Annotated in this window: 16 protein-coding genes; 3 read left to right on the top strand and 13 right to left on the bottom strand. The window is 61.1% G+C overall.

Features of this window, described 5'->3' with window-relative positions:
• Nucleotides 1-81: 81 nt before the first annotated feature.
• From QA637_RS03565 to QA637_RS03555, 3 genes are all read right to left on the bottom strand, one after another.
• Nucleotides 82-2,385 (bottom strand): Tex family protein, encoded by a 2,304-nt coding sequence (locus tag QA637_RS03565; protein WP_283063464.1) that lies wholly within the window; start codon nucleotides 2,383-2,385, stop codon nucleotides 82-84.
• 200 nt (nucleotides 2,386-2,585) lie between these two features.
• Nucleotides 2,586-3,842, bottom strand: coding sequence for a cyclopropane fatty acid synthase (locus QA637_RS03560; RefSeq protein ID WP_283063462.1), 1,257 nt, complete (start codon nucleotides 3,840-3,842; stop codon nucleotides 2,586-2,588).
• Nucleotides 3,843-4,237: 395 nt separating this feature from the next.
• Entirely contained in the window at nucleotides 4,238-5,236 is a 999-nt protein-coding gene (locus QA637_RS03555; RefSeq protein ID WP_153441548.1) for a glutathione S-transferase family protein, read from the bottom strand.
• 174 nt (nucleotides 5,237-5,410) lie between these two features.
• Here QA637_RS03555 and QA637_RS03550 point away from each other — a divergent pair, with 174 nt between their 5' ends.
• Nucleotides 5,411-6,409, top strand: a complete 999-nt coding sequence (locus QA637_RS03550) for a glycerophosphodiester phosphodiesterase family protein (protein ID WP_153441549.1) — start codon at nucleotides 5,411-5,413, stop codon at nucleotides 6,407-6,409.
• 66 nt (nucleotides 6,410-6,475) lie between these two features.
• Here QA637_RS03550 and era read toward each other — a convergent pair whose 3' ends face one another.
• From era to rpoZ, 8 genes are all read right to left on the bottom strand, one after another.
• Complete coding sequence (era, locus tag QA637_RS03545; protein ID WP_153441550.1) at nucleotides 6,476-7,405, bottom strand: GTPase Era; 930 nt, start codon at nucleotides 7,403-7,405, stop codon at nucleotides 6,476-6,478.
• Nucleotides 7,406-7,413: 8 nt separating this feature from the next.
• On the bottom strand, nucleotides 7,414-8,130 hold the full coding sequence (rnc, locus tag QA637_RS03540; RefSeq protein ID WP_153441565.1) for a ribonuclease III: 717 nt from the start codon (nucleotides 8,128-8,130) through the stop codon (nucleotides 7,414-7,416).
• Nucleotides 8,130-8,873 (bottom strand): signal peptidase I, encoded by a 744-nt coding sequence (gene lepB / locus QA637_RS03535; RefSeq protein ID WP_283063459.1) that lies wholly within the window; start codon nucleotides 8,871-8,873, stop codon nucleotides 8,130-8,132. The genes rnc and lepB overlap by 1 nt, the downstream gene beginning before the upstream one ends.
• Nucleotides 8,874-9,020: 147 nt before the next feature.
• The gene (gene acpS / locus QA637_RS03530) at nucleotides 9,021-9,440 is read right to left on the bottom strand and encodes a holo-ACP synthase (RefSeq protein WP_153441551.1); all 420 of its coding nucleotides are present in this window, start codon (nucleotides 9,438-9,440) and stop codon (nucleotides 9,021-9,023) included.
• Nucleotides 9,437-9,994 carry a DUF2062 domain-containing protein gene (locus QA637_RS03525; protein ID WP_283063457.1) on the bottom strand — a complete coding sequence of 186 codons (558 nt, stop codon included), beginning with the start codon at nucleotides 9,992-9,994 and terminating at the stop codon, nucleotides 9,437-9,439. Before QA637_RS03525 ends, acpS begins: the two co-directional genes overlap by 4 nt.
• A 191-nt stretch (nucleotides 9,995-10,185) precedes the next feature.
• Nucleotides 10,186-10,338, bottom strand: a complete 153-nt coding sequence (locus QA637_RS03520) for a DUF3563 family protein (protein ID WP_283063455.1) — start codon at nucleotides 10,336-10,338, stop codon at nucleotides 10,186-10,188.
• Between the two features lie 279 nt (nucleotides 10,339-10,617).
• A complete protein-coding gene (locus tag QA637_RS03515; RefSeq protein ID WP_283063453.1) occupies nucleotides 10,618-12,843 on the bottom strand; it encodes a RelA/SpoT family protein in 2,226 nt (741 codons plus the stop codon).
• A 103-nt stretch (nucleotides 12,844-12,946) separates the two neighbouring features.
• A complete protein-coding gene (gene rpoZ / locus QA637_RS03510; RefSeq protein ID WP_136504099.1) occupies nucleotides 12,947-13,354 on the bottom strand; it encodes a DNA-directed RNA polymerase subunit omega in 408 nt (135 codons plus the stop codon).
• 467 nt (nucleotides 13,355-13,821) lie between these two features.
• On the opposite strand from rpoZ, the gene QA637_RS03505 reads away from it, so the two are divergent.
• On the top strand, nucleotides 13,822-14,400 hold the full coding sequence (locus QA637_RS03505) for a LabA-like NYN domain-containing protein (RefSeq protein ID WP_153441554.1): 579 nt from the start codon (nucleotides 13,822-13,824) through the stop codon (nucleotides 14,398-14,400).
• A gap of 50 nt (nucleotides 14,401-14,450) precedes the next feature.
• Here QA637_RS03505 and smpB read toward each other — a convergent pair whose 3' ends face one another.
• Entirely contained in the window at nucleotides 14,451-14,930 is a 480-nt protein-coding gene (smpB, locus tag QA637_RS03500) for an SsrA-binding protein SmpB (RefSeq protein ID WP_136504097.1), read from the bottom strand.
• Nucleotides 14,930-15,814: a 4-hydroxy-tetrahydrodipicolinate synthase gene (gene dapA, locus QA637_RS03495; RefSeq protein ID WP_283063450.1), complete on the bottom strand. Its 885-nt coding sequence runs from the start codon at nucleotides 15,812-15,814 to the stop codon at nucleotides 14,930-14,932. The genes smpB and dapA overlap by 1 nt, the downstream gene beginning before the upstream one ends.
• 292 nt (nucleotides 15,815-16,106) lie before the next feature.
• On the opposite strand from dapA, the gene QA637_RS03490 reads away from it, so the two are divergent.
• The gene (locus QA637_RS03490) at nucleotides 16,107-18,173 is read left to right on the top strand and encodes a transglycosylase SLT domain-containing protein (protein WP_283063448.1); all 2,067 of its coding nucleotides are present in this window, start codon (nucleotides 16,107-16,109) and stop codon (nucleotides 18,171-18,173) included.
• The last annotated feature ends 155 nt before the right edge of the window (nucleotides 18,174-18,328 follow it).

Here is an 18,328-nt window from a genome sequence, read left to right as displayed (position 1 = left end):
AGACCGTTCACCTGAAAGCCGCCATGCCAACGTCGATGTTGAACAAACGATCATTGGCACTGGGCCGTTCCACTTTCCCGATCACTTTTCTTTCAAGGCCGCCATCAATGCGGCGCCAAGCGCGCCCTGAGCAGGCGCTTGCGATCGCGGCTGACGCTCGGCTGCATTGCGGGTGCCGGCACCACTCGATGCAGGCCCCCTCGCCTCGCGGCCCCTATCCGCGCCGCCGTCCTTGCGCATCGAAAGACCTATACGCTTGCGGGCGACGTCGACTTCGGTGACACGCACCTGCACGACATCGCCCGCCTTCACGACCTCGTGCGGGTCCTTGACGAAGCGATCGGCCAGTTGCGACACATGGACCAGGCCATCCTGATGCACGCCGATGTCGACGAATGCCCCGAAGGCGGCGACGTTCGTGACAGTACCCTCGAGTTGCATCCCGACTTTCAGATCCTTGATGTCATCGACGCCCTCGGTAAAGGTCGCCGTCTTGAAGCTCGGGCGCGGATCGCGGCCCGGCTTTTCGAGCTCGGCAAGAATATCCTTGACCGTCGGCAGGCCGAAACGATCGTCGACAAAGGCGCGCGGATCGAGCTTCTTCAGGGCAGCGCTGTCGCCCATCAGTGACCGGACGTCGCGACCGCAAGCAGCGACGATCTTTTTCGCGACACCATAGGCCTCCGGGTGCACCGAGGACGCATCGAGCGGCTCCGTTCCGTTCGGTATTCGCAGAAAGCCGGCGCATTGCTCGAAGGTCCGGGCACCAAGGCGCGACACCTTCAAAAGCTGCTGACGGCTGGAAAAAGGGCCAGTCGCGTCACGGTGCGCGACGATCGCTTCCGCAGAGGATTTGCCGAGACCAGATACGCGCGCCAGCAGCGATGCCGAGGCGGTGTTGAGATCGACGCCGACGGCGTTCACCGCATCTTCGACGACCGCGTCGAGCGAGCGGCTGAGCTTCGACTGGTCGACGTCGTGCTGGTATTGACCGACGCCGATCGATTTCGGCTCGATCTTGACGAGCTCGGCGAGCGGATCCTGCAACCTCCGGGCGATCGAAACGGCACCGCGCAGCGAGACGTCGAGGGTGGGAAATTCGGCCGCCGCCGTTTCGGACGCGGAATATACCGAGGCGCCTGCCTCGGAGACGATGACCTTTGTGGGTTTCGGCGCCGGCAGCTGCGCAAGCATGTCGGCCACGAGCTTCTCGGTCTCGCGGCTGCCGGTGCCGTTGCCGATGGCAACAAGTTCGACCTTGTGCTTGCGGATGAGCGAGGCGAGTTCCGCCTGGGTGCCGCGAACATCGTTCTTCGGCGGGAAAGGATAGACCGTCGTCGTGTCGAGCAATTTGCCCGTGCCGTCGACAACCGCGACTTTGACCCCGGTGCGGATGCCCGGATCAAGCCCCATCGTCGCCCGCGAGCCGGCGGGTGCGGCAAGCAGCAGATCCTTGAGATTGCGCGCGAAGACGCGGATTGCTTCCTCTTCGGCCCGCTCGCGCAACTCACGCATCAGGTCCAGCGAGAGCGACATGGAAAGCTTCACCCGCCAGGTCCAGCCGATCACGTCCGCGAGCCATTTGTCGCCGGGCAGGTGCGCGCCGACATTGTAGGCGGCCGCAATCATGCGCTCGACCGGTTTCATCAGCGACACCTCGTCCTGGTCGACGACGATATCGACCGAGAGGACCTCCTCGTTCCAGCCGCGCAGCATCGCAAGCGCGCGATGGCCGGGTGCTGTCGCCCAGCGTTCCGAATGATCGAAATAGTCCGAGAATTTCGCACCCGCTTCCTGTTTGCCGTCGACCACTCTGGCGCGCAGGTAGGCCGCGTCCTTCATGTAATTGCGCAAACGCCCCAGGAGGTCGGCATTTTCGGTCATGCCTTCGGCGATAATGTCGCGTGCGCCGTCGAGCGCCGCCTTGATGTCCGCTACATCGCCCGACAGGAACGCTCCGGCCCGGTCAGACGGCGCGACCGACCGATCTGCAAGAATTGCCTCCGCCAGCGGTCCAAGGCCCCGCTCCCGGGCAATTTCAGCTTTGGTTCGCCGCTTCGGCTTATAGGGCAGATAGATGTCCTCGAGCTCCGCCTTGGTGACCGCAGCGGCGATCTTGCGTTCAAGCTCGTCGGTGAGCTTGTCCTGGCCGCGGATCGACTCGAGGATCGAGTTCCGACGCGCCTCGAGTTCGCGCAGATAGGTGAGCCGCTCCGAAAGCACGCGCAACTGCGTGTCGTCGAGGCCGCCGGTGACCTCCTTGCGATAACGGGCAATGAAGGGCACCGTTGCTCCCGCGTCGAGCAGATCAACGGCCGCGGCAACCTGTGCGGCTGTTGCCCTGATCTCGCTGGCGATGATGGCGGCAATGGGCTTTGCGGTCATTCTGCGTTCCGTATGCTGTTTCGAAGCGGACCATACTGACGCAGATCATCAAGGCCAAGTGAAGGCCGATGCTCTCTCACCGAACTCCACAGAAGATGGCAGGGGGATGCCTGCCGCTCTGCTCACCGGAGGCGCGCTGCTTCCCCTTCTCCCAGGCTGGAGGAGAAGGGGCGGCAGGATGAGTGGCGTCCATGCCCGCTCTAGACTGCGACCAGTTCCAATCGCCGGCGGGTTCTCTCGAATTCGAGCAGTTCGCGTTCCTTCTGAGCGATATAGTCCCGCGAGACCGGCACCGATCCCAGCGACGGTGAGAGCTGCAACTGGAAGACGAAATGCTTGTCGTAGAGAAAGGCAGTTTCCGAGGCTGCGAGATAAAATTCCCACATCCGGAAGAAGCGTTCGTCGTAGAGCCGGATCGCCTCCTCCCGCTTAGCCACGAAGCGCTCACGCCAGGCTCGCAGCGTCCAGGCGTAGTGCATCGGCAGAATCTCGATATCCTTGACGAGCAGCCGGGTGCTTTCGACAGACGGCAGCACTTCGGAGAGAGCCGGGATGTAACCGCCGGGGAAGATGTATTTCTCGATCCAGGGATTGGTGGCCCAGGGCTTGTAGATCTGGCCGATAGAGTGAAGCAGCATCACACCTTCGGGTTTCAGCAGTTCCTTCATCTTGCGGAAAAAGTTGCCGTAGTTGCCGATGCCCACGTGCTCGAACATGCCGACGGAGACGATGCGGTCGAACTGCCGCCCCTCCATCGTACGGTAGTCCTGAAGCTCGAAGCGCACGCGATCGGCCAGTCCGCGTCGCTCCGCGCGCTCGCGCGAAACCTTCAGTTGCTCCTCGCTCAGCGTGATGCCGGTGACCTCGACGCCGGACGACTCGGCGAGATACATCGCCATGCCGCCCCAGCCGGAACCGACTTCGAGCACCTTCTGGCCGGGCTCGAGCAAGAGCTTCGCCGCGATGTGCCGCTTCTTGGCGCGCTGGGCCTCATCGAGCGAAATTCCCGGCGGATGGAAATAGGCGCACGAATATTGCCAATCCTCATCGAGGAAGAGATTGAAGAGCTTCCCGTCGAGATCGTAGTGATGGGCGACGTTGCGACGATTGCGGTTGACGGGAAGCCGGCTCTTGATCTGCTGACGCAGCACATGCAGCAGCGCGACGATCGAATTCCGGAAGGTCGCGGCGTTTGCGAGGTCATTGCTCTTGGCAATGGACAGCACATCGAAGATATCGCCTTCCTCGATGAGGACGCGACCGTCCATATACATTTCACCGAACTTAAGACCGGGGTCGCGCGCGATCGCTTTTTCAGCCCTGGCATCGGCGATCCGTATGGTGGCAGGTTTCCCCGTGCCATCGCCGAGGACAACCTCTTCACCTGATGAGAAAACAACCGTCAGCTTGCCCTTTTGGACCAGGCGGCGGAGCATGTTCAACAATGCCGCATTCATATCCTACCTCAGCATCAGACCTACACGGACATTACGTCCTTCCGCACAGGAGACGCTTGGGCGGTTCGATCGGCTTTTGGAGGATATGCGTGCAGGCATGCACTTCAAGAAACGGCGCCGACGCATCCTGAAAAGCTAGAACCGACTTGGCTGCAGCCCCACGGCTTCCGGCAGGCAGGGCACCGCAGGGTCACCACACGCCGGGAATTTCGTCAGGCTGGCCCCACCGGGCTCCTATCCATCAGAACTTCCATTAACTTAGCGGCGTTCCACAGTTTATCAATGGGGTTCTTTGTGGCCCCTCAAAGATTTGCTTCCTTAGTAAATTCGAAGAAAAGCGGCTTTGCGCTCCCCGCGTCAGTCGGGAGTGCGTCGGCGACAGACCGCCGCTCGCTTTAACTGCCGAACACACCGAGGCCGCGGAGACGTGTGCGATCGTGCGGGCGATCGAGATCGAGCATCGGTCCCGCCGGAACGATTCCGGTCGGATTGACATGGCGGATGCCGTAGTAACCACGCTTGATGTGATCGATGCGCACAGACTCGCGAATGCCCGGCCACTGATAGATCTCACGCATATAGTTCGACAGCGACGGGTAATCCTCGATCCGGCGGATGTTGCACTTGAAGGCGCCGTGATACGCGACATCGAAGCGGATCAGCGTGACGAAGAGCCGGATATCCGCCTCAGTGAGGTAGGCGCCGGCAACATATCGGTTCTGAGCAAGATGCTGCTCGAGTTCGTCGAGCATGTCGAACAGGCCGAAAACCGCCTCGTCATAGGCTGCCTGCGTCTTGGCGAAACCGGCGCGATAGACGCCATTGTTGACGCGGGCATAGATCGGCTCGTTCCAACGATCGATCTCCGCGCGCAGGGCGGCCGGATAGAAATCCAGGCGATGGCCGGTCAGATGGTCGAATGCCGAATTGAGGATGCGAATGATGTCGGCCGATTCGTTGTTGACGATGCGACCTTCCTTCATGTCCCACAACACCGGTACCGAGACCTTGCCGGTGTAATGCGGATCGCTCGCCGTATAGAGCTGATGATGGTATCGAATCTCTCCGACCCGCACGCCGGCGTCGACAGGCTGGTCATAGGTCCAACCATCTTCACCCAGAACGGGGTCGGCGACTGTCAAGCCGACTATGGCTTCGAGGCCCTTGAGGTTGCGCATGGCGATCGTGCGTGAAGCCCAGGGGCACAGATAAGAAACGAACAGCCGGTAGCGCCCGGCCTCCGCGGTCAGCGCCGGTTGCCCATCCGGACCGGCCCGTCCGTCGGGCGTGAGCCAGTTGTGGAACCGCGTCGGTTCACGATGGAAGGCACCGTCCTTCATCTCGCTCGCGGCGACGTCACCCTTGACCCACTTTCCATCGACGAGCTGCGGCATGAGAGTCCTCCTGCAGGCGTTGCCAAAACCGGCACCGATGGCTTAGGTTCCACAGGGTTGATTTCCGGTCAATCGCGCGCGGAGGAGACAGATCGTTCGCATTCCATGTGCCTGCGTTCGCTTCATCCTCCGGCCACGTTGCCGGGTGAAGCGGCTGCCAGAGGAGAAGTCACGATGAAGAAGCTCATCGTTGCGGTGTTTGCCATTGCTGCCGCCCTCTGGTTTCTAAATACATCCACGTTGGTGACGCCGCCGTCAGGCGCTGTGAAAATCCTTGCGCATCGCGGCATTCATCAGGTGTTCCAACCGGACGGAGTGGAAAACGATACGTGTACGGCCAAGCGGATCGAACCGCCGCGTCACGCCTATCTCGAAAACACGATCGCCTCCATGCAAGCGGCGATGGACAGCGGCGCGGAGGTCGTGGAACTCGATGTTCACCTGACCCCGGATCGCGAATTTGCCGTGTTCCACGACTGGACGCTCGACTGCCGTACGGACGGGACAGGCGTGACCGAGGAGACGCCGATGTCGAAACTGAAGACGCTCGACATCGGCTACGGCTACACGGCCGACGGCGGCAAGACCTTTCCCTTCCGCGGCCACGCACAAGGCCAGATGCCAACCTTGACGGAAGTATTCACCGCCCTGCCCCACGGCCGTTTCCTCATCAATTTCAAGAGCGAACGGCGGGCGGAAGGCGCAACACTGGCGGTCCTGTTGCGCGCGCATCCCGAATGGCGGAAATCCGTCTTCGGCGTCTATGGCGGCACCGCACCGACGCAGGAAACCCTGCGGCTGGTTCCCGGCTTGCGCGGCTATGACAAGCAGTCCACGCTTGCCTGCCTTGGCCGCTATGCCGCCTACGGCTGGACTAGCATCGTACCGGAAGCTTGCCGCAACACGCTTATCGTCGTGCCCGCCAACTACGCGCCGTTCCTTTGGGGCTGGCCCAACCGTTTCGCCGCGCGCATGAGAGACGTCGGAAGCGAGGTCATCCTTCTCGGACGCTATGGTGGCGGCGATTTTACCTCTGGCATCGACAGTGCAGACGACTTGACGCTCGTTCCCCAGAATTTCGCGGGCTACGTCTGGACCAACCGGGCGGAAACGATCGCTCCGCTTCTCGGAAAACGGATGGCGGCGACCAACCACCAGGCCAATCGGGAATGAGTGCAGCCTGCTGCATGTTTTACAGCGCCGTGCGTCCTTTAGGACGCACGGCGCTGTAGTCGGCCGTCATCGCGGGAATTCGAGCCCCATTTCGCGGAAGCGCTCGGGATCGTCACCCCAGTTCTCGCGCACCTTTACGAACAGAAAAAGGTGCACGGGTTGCTCGAGGATTTCCGAGATTTCCTTGCGCGCCGCGGTGGAGATTGCCTTGATCGCCTCTCCTCCCTTGCCGAGCGCGATCTTCTTTTGGCTGTCGCGCTCGACATAGATCACCTGCTCTATGCGCACCGAACCGTCCTTGCGCTCCTCCCATTTCTCCGTCTCGACGTGGGAGGCATAGGGGAGTTCCTGATGCAGCCGGAGGAACAGTTTCTCGCGGGTGATCTCGGCGGCAAGCTGGCGCATCGGTAGATCCGAGATCTGATCCTCCGGGTAGTACCAAGGCCCCTCGGGCAGCGCGCTCGCAAGATAGTCCATGACATCGTCGCAGCCGGAGCCGGAAAGCGCTGAGATCATGAAAGTGCGCTCGAACTTGACCATCTCGTTTGCCGCAGCCGCGAGCTTCAGCAAATCCTCCGGACGAACCTGATCGATCTTGTTGAGCGCCAGGATCTTCGGCTGCGGAACTTCCTTCAGGCCTTCGAGGATCGCCTCTGCGTCCCCCTTCAACCCGCGCTCGCTGTCGATCAGCAGCATGATCAGATCGGCATCCTTGGCGCCGCCCCAGGCAGTCGTCACCATAGCGCGGTCGAGCCTGCGCCGCGGCTTGAAGATGCCGGGCGTATCCATGAAGACAATCTGCGCGTTGTCGTGGATGGCGATACCACGCACGATGGCGCGCGTCGTCTGCACCTTGTGGCTGACGATCGATACCTTCGCACCGACGAGGCGATTAACGAGCGTCGATTTCCCAGCATTGGTGGCGCCGATCAGCGCCACGAAACCCGAGCGGGTCGGCGCGCCGGCAGCGGCCGTATCATGTTCCATATCCGTCATAGCTTCCGTCAATTTCCGGCAGGCTTCTGCTGCCAAACGCCTTCACGCTCCAGCAATCGTGTCGCGGCGACCTGTTCGGCGCCGCGTTTGGAGCGATCGGTTCCCGTCTCCGGTTGAAGACCCGCAACCTCGACCGTCACCGTGAAGCGCGGGTCGTGATCGGGGCCGGAGCGATCATCTGTCCTGTATTTCGGCGCAACACCGAATCTGGCGTGCGCCCATTCCTGCAATTCAGTTTTCGCATCGCGACGGGCGCCGTCGGCGCTGGCCGCCCGGTCCGTCCAATGAAGCAGCACGAAGCGGCGCGCCGCCTCCAGGCCGCCATCGAGATAGATTGCGGCGATCAGCGACTCTACCACATCGGCGCGCACATTCATCATGTGCTTGCCGGTGATCTTCTTCACATCCGAACCGGTGCGGATGAACTCGTGCAGCGAGAGGTCATCGGCGACCTTCGCGCAACTTTCCGCGCTGACCAGTTGGTTCAGTCGGACCGAAAGTTCTCCCTCGTTCGCGTCGCGAAAGGTCTGAAACAAGAGCTCGGCAACGCACAGGCCCAGAACCCGATCCCCCAGGAATTCGAGACGCTGGTAGTTGCTGCCCTTGGCGCTGCGGGCGCTGGAATGGGTAAGTGCCCGGTCCAGGCGTTCCTTCTCCGAGAACTGATAACCGATCACGGCCTCGAGCCTTGCCCGATCCTCCGCGCTCAGCGATCGCCCCTTCATCATTCGACGACCTTGAACAGGCGGTCGTAACGCAGGTTTGCCGGCCATTTCCAGACTTCGCGGAACGACGTGTCGTTGCCGAGCGAGAAGAAGATCAGGCTGGCGCGGCCCACCAGGTTCTCCGCCGGTACGAAGCCGACGTCGAAGCGGCTATCGGCGGAATTGTCTCGGTTGTCGCCCATCATGAAATAGTGACCCTCGGGGACAATGAACTCACGCGTGTTGTCGCCGCGCGAATCCGGAAACTGGTCGAGCGTGTCGTAGGAAACGCCGTTGTCCATCGTCTCACGGTAGACCGGCACATCGCCGCCAGTGTCGTACTGGTCGTCGGCGCGGAATGCGCCAGCCGGAACGCGGTCCACAGGCTTGTCATTGACATAGAGGATGCTGTTCCTCACCTGGATCCGGTCACCCGGAAGTCCGACGAGACGTTTGATGTAGTCGATGTCGGGATTCGGCGGAAAGCGGAAAACAACGATATCGCCGCGCCTCGGCTCGCTCGCGAAAATCCGCCCGCTGAAGAGATCCGGCGAGAACGGTATCGAGTACTTCGAATAGCCGTAGGCAAACTTGTTCACGAAAATGTAATCGCCGACAAGCAGGGTTGGCATCATCGAACCCGACGGGATCGTAAAGGGCTGGAAGAAGACTGTTCGGATGACGACCGCCAACAGCAGCGCCTGGATGATGACCTTGACATTCTCCCAGAGGCCGCTCTGCTTCGTTTCTGTCTTTTCTGCCACGCTGCTGTCTTCCTTTGTCATCCTGATCCGGATGCCCGATACTCGCGCGTCTGGCTCCGGGTTGCGCGTCGCCACGCAATTCGATCCTATATGTTGCCGGAACTCCGCGCTTCAAGCGATCGTCGGTCCGCTTTTCAGCAGAATGCTCTAAACCGTTCCCTCCACCGGGGCAACGGGCAGTGCCTCGATAATCACGAAGGCTTGTGCGAGCGGGAAGTCGTCCGTGATCGTCAGATGGATCGCGGCACGATGACCGGCGGGCAATATTTTCTGGAGCCTCTCGGCCGCGCCGCCTGTCAATTGCATCGTCGGCTTTCCGCCAGGCATGTTGACGACGCCCATGTCCTTCCAGAAAACCCCTTGGGCCAAACCGGTCCCAAGCGCTTTCGAGCAGGCCTCCTTGGCGGCAAAGCGCTTGGCATAGGACGCTGCGCGGTTCTTGCGTCCGTCCGATTTTGCAATCTCGATGTCCGTGAAGCACCGATTGACGAAGCGTTCGCCGAAACGTTCGAGCGAGCTCTCTATGCGGCGGATATCGATAAGATCGCTGCCGATGCCGATGATCATGATGAGCGTCCGACCGTTTGGGAACGCGCTCGCCGGCGCCGCTGTTGGAAAAGGCGCGCGGCCTGATAGGCGAGCGGATAGAAGACAAGTGCGCCGGCAATGGCGAGCGGAAGCGAGCCGATGAGCATCGGCTTGAAGACCGGCCCCCAGAGCTCCGTCAGTTCCAGGCGCTCGACCATATCGCCAATCTCCGCGCCGCTGACAGCGGCGCCATCCTGCGGCTCCGTCAGCACAATGCCGATCTCATAGGATGCCGTCAGGATGACCGGAATGGTGATCGGGTTGGCGAGCGCCGTCGTGATCGCAGCCGCAATAAGATTGCCGGAAAAAATCGACGCGAGGACGACGGCAAGTACGATGTGAAGGCCGAAGAACGGCGTAAACGACGACGCGGCGCCCGCCGCAACCCCGACCGCGATCGAGTGCGGAGAGGAAGACAGGCGCAGAATGCGCAACGCAACGTAGCGCAGCCCGCGCGAGAGACCCTTGCGCGGCCACAACAGCGCGCGAAGCCTTTCGGAAATCGTAACCGGTTTTCTGCGCCTGAATAACATTATGCCGTCATGATCGCGTCTCGAAGCGGCCATGGGCACGACCAAAGCGCCTCCGCCCCGTTGTGGGCCGCAAGATAGGCGTCATGTCCGTCGCAGGCAAGTGATGCACCGCACCGCGAGACCTGCAACGGAGCTATTCGCTTGACGCATAGCTTATCGTGAAGTGCGCCCTGAAGGTCAGCACAGCAAACTCAGAAGCTGTTGCGGAACAGACCGCGATCGATCTGGCGCTGGCGGTATTCGAGGTCGATGCGATCGACGGAGCCGTTCAGATAGGCGGTCTCACGCTCTTGAACGGTCGGAATGTGCAGGGCACGGGTGAGTTTCTTCAACTGCTTGAACATGGCAAACCTCTTCGTTTACCTCCCAAGCAAAAGATAGTTTGGCGACCCGCGCCCCACCAGCGCCAGGATGAGGCGGCAGCCATGCATGTGACGCATGACACGCGACGTTCCACCCTGCCGTCTGCCCATTCCTTGGGCACATTGCATAGAAATCATATCCTTCGGAACGCAGTGTCCATCGGCGTCACCGAGGCGCGACTCAATGACACGACCGCCAACCGCCGCCGCGGAACAATGGCGATGGCCGGCGGAATGCTCCTCGCAGGCTTCGTGACGTCACTATTCGAAGAGCCGCTTGACCATGGAAATGCTCGGCAACTCTTTGAGCTGGGCGATCAGGTGGTTCAACTGACGCAGATCCCAGACTTCGAGGTCGAATTGCAACTCGCTGAAATCCGCCGCAACCCGTCCCATGGAGAGCGAACGAATGTTGACATCGCTCGTCGCGATCGCCTGGGCGATCTCCGCGAGCGTGCCGGGTTCGTTCAGCGCGCTGACCGCGATCCTGGCTATGAACCGGCTGTTGTTCGCCTCGTCGAGATCCCAGCGCACATCGATCCAGCGCTCCGGCTCGTCATCGAACTTTTGCAGGATCGGCGACTGGATCGGGTAAATGGTAATCCCCTTGTCGCTGTCCATGATGCCGACGATGCGGTCGCCCGGAACGGCGCCGGCCGGACTGAAGTGCACCTCGGCATTGCCGGAAAGCCCGCGGATCGGTAGTGCTTCCGGCCCTTCGACCTGTTGCGCTTCGACCATCTCTTTCGTGCGGCCGGGGAGCTTGAAGACCATTCCTGCGGCGCTGCGCATATTGAACCAGCCGTCGTCCGCGCTGGGCTTTACCGTGACGCGCTCGTCCTGATGATCGGGGAATACGGCGCGCAGGACGTCAAGCGAGGACAGTTCGCCCCGTCCGACGGCCGCGATGGCGTCTTCGACTTCTTTCTGCCCCAGCCTGTGCAAGGCGGGCTTCAGCCCCTCGCGCGAAAAACTCTTGCCGGCGCGTTCGAAGGTCCGCTCCAGAATGCGGTAGCCGAGACCGGCATATTGCTTGCGGACGGCGGCTCGCGTCGCGCGACGGATGGCAGCGCGCGCTTTGCCGGTAACGACGATCTCCTCCCACGCGGGCGGCGGGACCTGAATGCCGGAGCGGATGATCTCGACCTCGTCACCGTTGTTGAGGCGTGTGACCAGCGGCATGATGCGGCCGTTGATCTTGGCGCCGACGCAGGTATCGCCGATATTCGTATGCACGGCGTAGGCGAAATCGATCGGTGTAGCGCCGCGCGGCAGTGCGATCAGCTGCCCCTTGGGGGTGAAGCAAAATACCTGGTCCTGGAACAGCTCGAGCTTCGTGTGCTCCAGGAACTCCTCGGGATTGTCGCCTTCCGCCAATGCTTCGATCGTGCGGCGAAGCCAGGAATAGGCGTTCGACGTCGGTGATCGCGGCGCATCCGCCGCCACGGCGTCGCGATCCTTGTAGAGCGCGTGCGCGGCGATGCCGTATTCCGCGATATCGTGCATGCGTTTCGTGCGGATCTGCAGTTCAATACGCTGGCGCGACGGGCCGATGATCGTCGTGTGCAGCGATTGGTAATCATTCTGCTTCGGCGTCGAAATATAGTCCTTGAAGCGACCCGGGACGACACGCCAGCGCGTGTGCACGATGCCGAGCGCCCGGTAGCATGAGGGAATATCGTCGACAATGATGCGGAAGCCCCAGACATCCGACAGTTGCTCGAAAGAAAGCGATTTCGACTGCATCTTTCGGAAGACCGAATAGGGCTTCTTCTGGCGTCCCTTGACCAGCGCCTCCTTCAGGCCCTCGGCCTGCAGCAGCTCGCTCAGTTCCTCCTCGATCTTCTTGATCAGGCCCTCGTTGCGCTCAGATAGTTCCTGCAGCCGCCTCGTGACCGTCTCGTAGGCCTCCGGGTTGATGTGGCGGAAAGCGAGGTTCTCGAGCTCCTCACGCATGTCCTGCATGCCCATGCGTCCGGCCAGCGGCGCATAGATGTCCATGGTCTCTTCGGAAATGCGTGCGCGCTTCTCCGGCGACATATGGTCGAGCGTGCGCATGTTGTGCAGCCGGTCGGCAAGCTTGACGAGCAGGACGCGAACGTCGTCCGAGATGGCAAGCAAGAGTTTGCGCAGGTTTTCGGCCTGCTTCGCCTTCTTGGTGACGAGATCGAGCTTCTTGATCTTGGTCAGGCCCTCGACCAGCGCACCGATGTCTTCGCCGAAGAGATCGTCTATCTCCTGGCGCGTCGCGGTCGTGTCCTCGATCGTATCGTGCAGCAGGGCAACCGCGATCGTGGACTCGTCCAGATGCATCTCTGTGAGAATGGCTGCCACTTCGAGCGGATGGGAGATGTAGGGATCGCCGCTTGCCCGCTTCTGCTGGCCGTGCTTCTGCATGGCATAGACGTAAGCCTTGTTCAGCAGGGCTTCATTGACGTCGGGCTTGTATTTCTGCACGCGCTCAACGAGCTCGTATTGGCGCATCATCCGCTGGCGGCTCCGTGGGAAAAGGCAAACAAAAAAGTGCGCCAATCATAGGAGTGGCGCACTGCTTTGAAAACACGTCGGAACATGCGTTCCGGAACGGATCTTAGTAGTCGTCGCTCTTTTCCGGAGGCACAAGACCTTCGATGCCCGCAAGCAGTTCTTCTTCGGACATGCGGTCGAAGGTCAGCGCCTCCGGCTGATCTTCCTCTTCCGCTGCGTCCGCGAAAGCGGCGGCCGCTTCCGGCTGGGTCAGCGAAGCCGGATCCGGCTCGGGCTCGTCCACCTCGACATGCTTCTGCAGCGAGTGGATCAAGTCCTCCTTCAGATCGCCGGGCGAGAGGGTCTCGTCGGCGATCTCGCGCAACGCCACGACAGGGTTCTTGTCGTTGTCGCGATCAACGGTGATAGCGGCACCCTGAGAAATCAGACGTGCGCGGTGACTGGCGAGCAATACAAGCTCGAAACGATTGTCGACTTTGTCAATGCAATCTTCGACGGTGACGCGGGCCATAGCCTGTCCTTTGCGACTCAAAGCGCGGCGGCATTGCCGCTGCACGGATTAAACGACACGAGACCGGAACAGCCGTCGCTTGACGGCCTCATTGGCTCCGATTTCTGGAATTAGCCGCTCGGATACAATCAAAACAGCATAAGTTCAAGTTTTTCCTGCATTCGGTGCTCACATCCACCTATGACACATGGTAGAATACACCATGTACGCGCCGCAAGCGTGACCACACATGCCGATTGCATTGCACGATACAATGGTCGAATGTGCAGCAGCAATCGGAAATTGAAGTGTGGACGATCTGCAGCAACTGCTAAAACTAGCTATATGCGCCGTGCGCTGCTTGGATTAATGCGTGGTATAACTTACATTATTTGCAATATCAGCAATTATTAATGTAATCCACCTATTTTCGCGCACGCTTCCCTCGGGAGGTCGAATTTGCGCCGGGCATGAAAAAGGAAATTACGATGTTCGATCCCCGCGAGAAAATCGCACTTTTCATAGACGGCGCCAATCTCTACGCCGCATCGAAAAGTCTCGGTTTCGACATCGACTATCGCAAGCTGCTGAAAGCATTCCAGAAACGCGGATATCTGCTCAGGGCCTACTATTATACCGCGCTTATCGAAGACCAGGAATATTCGTCGATCCGTCCCTTGATCGACTGGCTGGACTACAACGGCTACAAGGTCATCACCAAGCCGGCCAAGGAGTTCACCGACTCGCTCGGGCGACGCAAGATCAAGGGCAACATGGATATCGAGCTGGCGATCGACGCCATGGAGCAGTCGGAAACGGTTGATCATCTCGTCATCTTCTCGGGCGACGGCGACTTCACCACTCTTGTCGAAGCGTTGCAGCGCAAGGGCCGCAAGGTTTCGGTGGTCTCGACCATGTCGACCCAGCCGCCGATGATCGCAGACGATCTGCGACGCCAGGCGGATCACTTCATCGACCTTGTTACGCTTAGAAGCGAGATTGGCCGCGAACCCTCGGAACGCACGCCGCGCACCGTCGAGCCTGTCTCCGACGACGTCGAGCTTTAAGATCCGGAATTCATGCAAAGGGCGGCGCAAGCGCCCCCTCGCCGGCCAGTTCAGCCGCGTTCCTTAAGCAGGCGGTTCTTCTGCCGGTTCCAGTCGCGTTCCTTGGAGGTCTCGCGCTTGTCGTGCAACTTCTTGCCCTTGCCCAGCGCTAGCTCCAGCTTTGCCCGCCCGCGGTCATTGAAATAAATCCGCAACGGGATCAGCGACATGCCTTCGCGGTTGACGGCACCCTGCAACCGATTCACTTCCCGCTTCGACAACAGCAGTTTGCGGCGCCGGCGCGTTTCGTGGTTGAAGCGGTTGGCCTGCAAATATTCCGGCAGATAGGAGTTGATCAGCCAGATCTCACCGCCCTCGTCGGTGGCGTAGGACTCCGAAATGTTGGCCTTTCCTTCGCGCAGCGACTTGACCTCCGTGCCGGTCAGCACAAGGCCGGCTTCGTAAGTATCGACGATCTCGTAGTTGAAGCGGGCCTTGCGATTCTCCGCCACGACTTTCTTGACCGTACGCTGGCTGCCTTTGGGGGCCATCAGTTCATCAATCCCGCATGCCGGAGCGCAGCATCGATCGCCGCTTCCGTGCCCGGCTCAAGCGTCGCCAGGAGCGGCGATCGGACGGCGCGGCTCATCCGCCCCAGGCGATGGAGTGCATATTTTGCGCCGCAGAGGCCAGGCTCCATGAAGATAGCTTTGTGGAGCGGCATCAATTTGTCCTGATACTCAAGCGCCTTGGCGAATTGACCGGCAAGCGTCGCTTCCTGAAATTCCGCGCAAAGACGCGGCGCGACGTTGGCAGTCACGGAAATGCAGCCAACACCACCATGCGCGTTGAAGCCAAGGGCCGTCGCATCCTCCCCGGAGAGCTGCACGAACTCTGGGCCGCAGGCCATGCGCTGCTCCGAGACACGCTCGATCTTGCCGGTGGCATCCTTGACGCCGATGATCGTCGGATAGGCCTTTGCCAGCGCGGCCATCGTCTCGACGCTCATGTCGACGACCGAACGACCGGGAATATTGTAGATTACGATCGGCAGCTTCACGCTTTCGGCGATTGCGCCATAGTGGGCGAAGAGACCTTTCTGCGTCGGCTTGTTGTAGTAGGGCGTCACGACCAGAAGGGCATCGGCACCCGCCTTCTCCGCATGCTGCGCAAGCTCGATTGCTTCGGTCGTGTTGTTGGAGCCTGCTCCGGCAATGACAGGCACACGTCCGGCTGCTGCTTCAACGCAGAGCTCGACGACCTTCTTGTGCTCATCGTGGGACAAGGTCGGCGATTCCCCGGTGGTGCCCACCGGCACCAGCCCGTGGCTGCCTTCTTTTATCTGCCATTCCACATGCGTGACGAAACTATCCGCGTCTACCGAGCCGGTGGCGGTGAACGGTGTTACGAGTGCGGGAATGGAACCCTTGAACATGCACAACTCCTGACGGCCGTAAGGAGCAGGAAACTCCCACGCTTTGGCCGCAATCGACGGTTAGAAAACTGCCGCACCATAATCATGTGACGTGGTTGCGGCAAGCGTCGTGACGACGCATTTCATGTCGGTTTTCACCCAAGCGACAGCACGAGAGGCAGTTCGGCCAGCTCGAAGCAAGGCTGGAACGGCCCCGCGGAAATAGTGCACCCATTTGCGGTCATCGATTAATGCAGCTAACTTTTCGGCAGGCGATCCGGCGGAGAATGAACGGGGACACACGGGGCTCTTGATGCGCGGACCACTCCTTCTGCCTGTCGCCGCCATGATCGGCGCCGTGATGCTGGGTTCCTCGGCTGCTGCGAGCGAGGCGCGGACACCGGTACCGGCGAACAAGCCTGGCTCGGCCGGCAAGGCGGGACGCGCCGCGACCAAGGACCTCACCAGCGCAATACCCGCAGCCGTCACGCCGATCGGCTCAGACTTAAAAACAGGCCTCGATGCGCTTTCCAACCGCCAGCCCACCAAAGCAATCGCGGTTCGCGACGGCATGCCCTCCGGGACGCTGGAGCGCCATATCCTCACCTGGGCCATCGCCGTTTCCGGGCAGAAGGGCATTCCATCCTACGAGATCGCCGAGGCGCAGAGGGAGCTTCAGGGCTGGCCCGGGTTGAAATCGCTGCGGGCGCATTCGGAAAGGGCGCTCTACCGGGAAAATCCGCCTGCACCAGACGTGATCGCCGCCTTCGGGGCTACCCGGCCAGAAACGGCGGAGGGAACAATCATCCTGGCGCGGGCGCTGGTGGCCCAAGGGCAAAAGGCAGCGGCGGCAAGGCACCTGCGCGCCATCTGGTTGAAGGACGCGCTCGACAAGGACACCGAAACAAAGATCCTTTCGGAATTTTCCGACCTGCTGACGAGCGCCGACCACAAGCGCCGCATGGAGATGCTCCTCTATCGCAGCCGCGTCGAACAGGCGGGGCGCTTCGGCGACCTCGGCAAAGCGCAATCTCTATATCGTGCTTGGGCCGCGGTTATCCGTGGCACCGGCAATGCGGCATCGCTGATCGAGGCCGTCGACCCGTCGTGGCGGAACGACCCCGCCTTCCTGTTTGTCCGCATCGAGCATCTGCGCAAGCAGGAAAAATACCGGGAGGCGGCCAAGCTTCTCGCCCAAATGCCGGGCGACAGCGACGCCCTTGTCGACCCGGGCGAATGGTGGATCGAGCAGCGCATCGTCAGCCGCGGCCTGCTCGACGCGGGCGATTTCCGCGGCGCCTATCGCATTGCCGCCAACCATGCGGCAACTGAAGCGACTGACATTGTCGACGCGGAGTTCCATGCCGGCTGGTACGCGCTCCGGGGTTTGGAGGACCCGGCGACTGCGGCAGGCCATTTCCAGAAGATCCTGGAAGCGTCGAGCCGGCCGATCTCGGCCTCGCGCGCCTGGTACTGGCTGGGACGTGCTGCCGAAGCAGGTGGACCCGGCAATTCGAGCGAATATTTTGGCAAAGCGGCACGCTATCCGGGCACATTCTACGGGCAACTTGCCGCGGCCAGGCTCGGCCGCCGGACGCTTGACGTGAGCTACCCCTCCCCCACGCCCGAGGATCGAACACGATTCGAAGGCCGCGAGGCCGTTCGGGCTATCGCCCGGCTCGAAGTCGCAGGCCACGGCTGGCGCGCGGACAGCCTTTACCGGTCGCTGGCCGATGAACTGACCAGTCCCGGAGAACTCGCGATGCTTGCGGCGCGAGCGGAACAGACGGGCAATCACCAGCTGTCGCTGCAAGTTGGCAAGATCGCTTTCGCCCGCGGCATCAATGTCGCCGCGCTCGCGTTCCCGATCGGCGTCATCCCGTCCAGCGCCGATATCACTGGCGCCGGCAAGGCGCTTGCCTATGCGATCGCCCGGCAGGAAAGCGCCTTCAACCCCGCCGCCGTCTCCACCGCCAACGCCCGCGGACTGCTGCAACTTCTCCCGGGCACGGCCAAGGGAGTCGCAAGCCGCTTCGGCCTCGCCTATTCGAGGGACCGGCTGACGACCGACGCAGGCTACAATGCGACGCTCGGCGCCCATTATCTCGGCGAGCAGATCAACAGCTTCGGCGGCTCCTATATACTGACCTTCATCGCTTACAATGCCGGCCCGGGCCGCGTGCCGGAATGGCTCGAACGTTATGGCGACCCGCGCGGCATGCCGATCGACGAGGTGGTGGACTGGATCGAGCGCATCCCCTTTCAGGAGACGCGCAACTATGTGCAGCGGGTGATGGAGAACTATCAGATCTACAAATCCCGACTGGGAGAGCCTGCGGACATCGTGTCGGATCTGCGAATGGGGCGACAATTACCCTGAGCTTAGACGACCCGGTGGCGTCTGATCCCAAGGCTACACCGCGCAGAACGCAGCGATCAAATGATCGTGATCGGGACTCGAAACACGGCACAAAATGCCGTTTCAGCCATTTTCTTTCCAAAAGAATCCGTCTGTCTCGAAAGGAAATGGTAAAG

It is taken from the genome of Sinorhizobium terangae (assembly GCF_029714365.1).
Taxonomy (GTDB): domain Bacteria; phylum Pseudomonadota; class Alphaproteobacteria; order Rhizobiales; family Rhizobiaceae; genus Sinorhizobium; species Sinorhizobium terangae.
The sequence above is the reverse complement of the archived record's forward strand: the minus strand, read 5'-3'. Positions and strand labels throughout refer to the sequence as shown.

Bases quoted from the DNA above. Each gene is read 5' to 3' on its own strand.
- QA637_RS03505 (WP_153441554.1), top strand. From the start codon at position 13,822: ATGTTCGATCCCCGCGAGAAAATCGCACTTTTCATAGACGGCGCCAAT.
- QA637_RS03490 (WP_283063448.1), top strand. From the start codon at position 16,107: ATGCGCGGACCACTCCTTCTGCCTGTCGCCGCCATGATCGGCGCCGTG.
- QA637_RS03555 (WP_153441548.1), bottom strand. From the start codon at position 5,236: ATGCCGCAGCTCGTCGATGGAAAGTGGGTCAAGGGTGACGTCGCCGCG.
- smpB (WP_136504097.1), bottom strand. From the start codon at position 14,930: ATGGCCCCCAAAGGCAGCCAGCGTACGGTCAAGAAAGTCGTGGCGGAG.
- QA637_RS03560 (WP_283063462.1), bottom strand. From the start codon at position 3,842: ATGAATGCGGCATTGTTGAACATGCTCCGCCGCCTGGTCCAAAAGGGC.
- QA637_RS03525 (WP_283063457.1), bottom strand. From the start codon at position 9,994: ATGTTATTCAGGCGCAGAAAACCGGTTACGATTTCCGAAAGGCTTCGC.
- QA637_RS03550 (WP_153441549.1), top strand. From the start codon at position 5,411: ATGAAGAAGCTCATCGTTGCGGTGTTTGCCATTGCTGCCGCCCTCTGG.
- rnc (WP_153441565.1), bottom strand. From the start codon at position 8,130: ATGAAGGGGCGATCGCTGAGCGCGGAGGATCGGGCAAGGCTCGAGGCC.
- QA637_RS03520 (WP_283063455.1), bottom strand. From the start codon at position 10,338: ATGTTCAAGCAGTTGAAGAAACTCACCCGTGCCCTGCACATTCCGACC.
- QA637_RS03565 (WP_283063464.1), bottom strand. From the start codon at position 2,385: ATGACCGCAAAGCCCATTGCCGCCATCATCGCCAGCGAGATCAGGGCA.
- QA637_RS03515 (WP_283063453.1), bottom strand. From the start codon at position 12,843: ATGATGCGCCAATACGAGCTCGTTGAGCGCGTGCAGAAATACAAGCCC.
- acpS (WP_153441551.1), bottom strand. From the start codon at position 9,440: ATGATCATCGGCATCGGCAGCGATCTTATCGATATCCGCCGCATAGAG.
- dapA (WP_283063450.1), bottom strand. From the start codon at position 15,814: ATGTTCAAGGGTTCCATTCCCGCACTCGTAACACCGTTCACCGCCACC.
- era (WP_153441550.1), bottom strand. From the start codon at position 7,405: ATGACGGATATGGAACATGATACGGCCGCTGCCGGCGCGCCGACCCGC.
- rpoZ (WP_136504099.1), bottom strand. From the start codon at position 13,354: ATGGCCCGCGTCACCGTCGAAGATTGCATTGACAAAGTCGACAATCGT.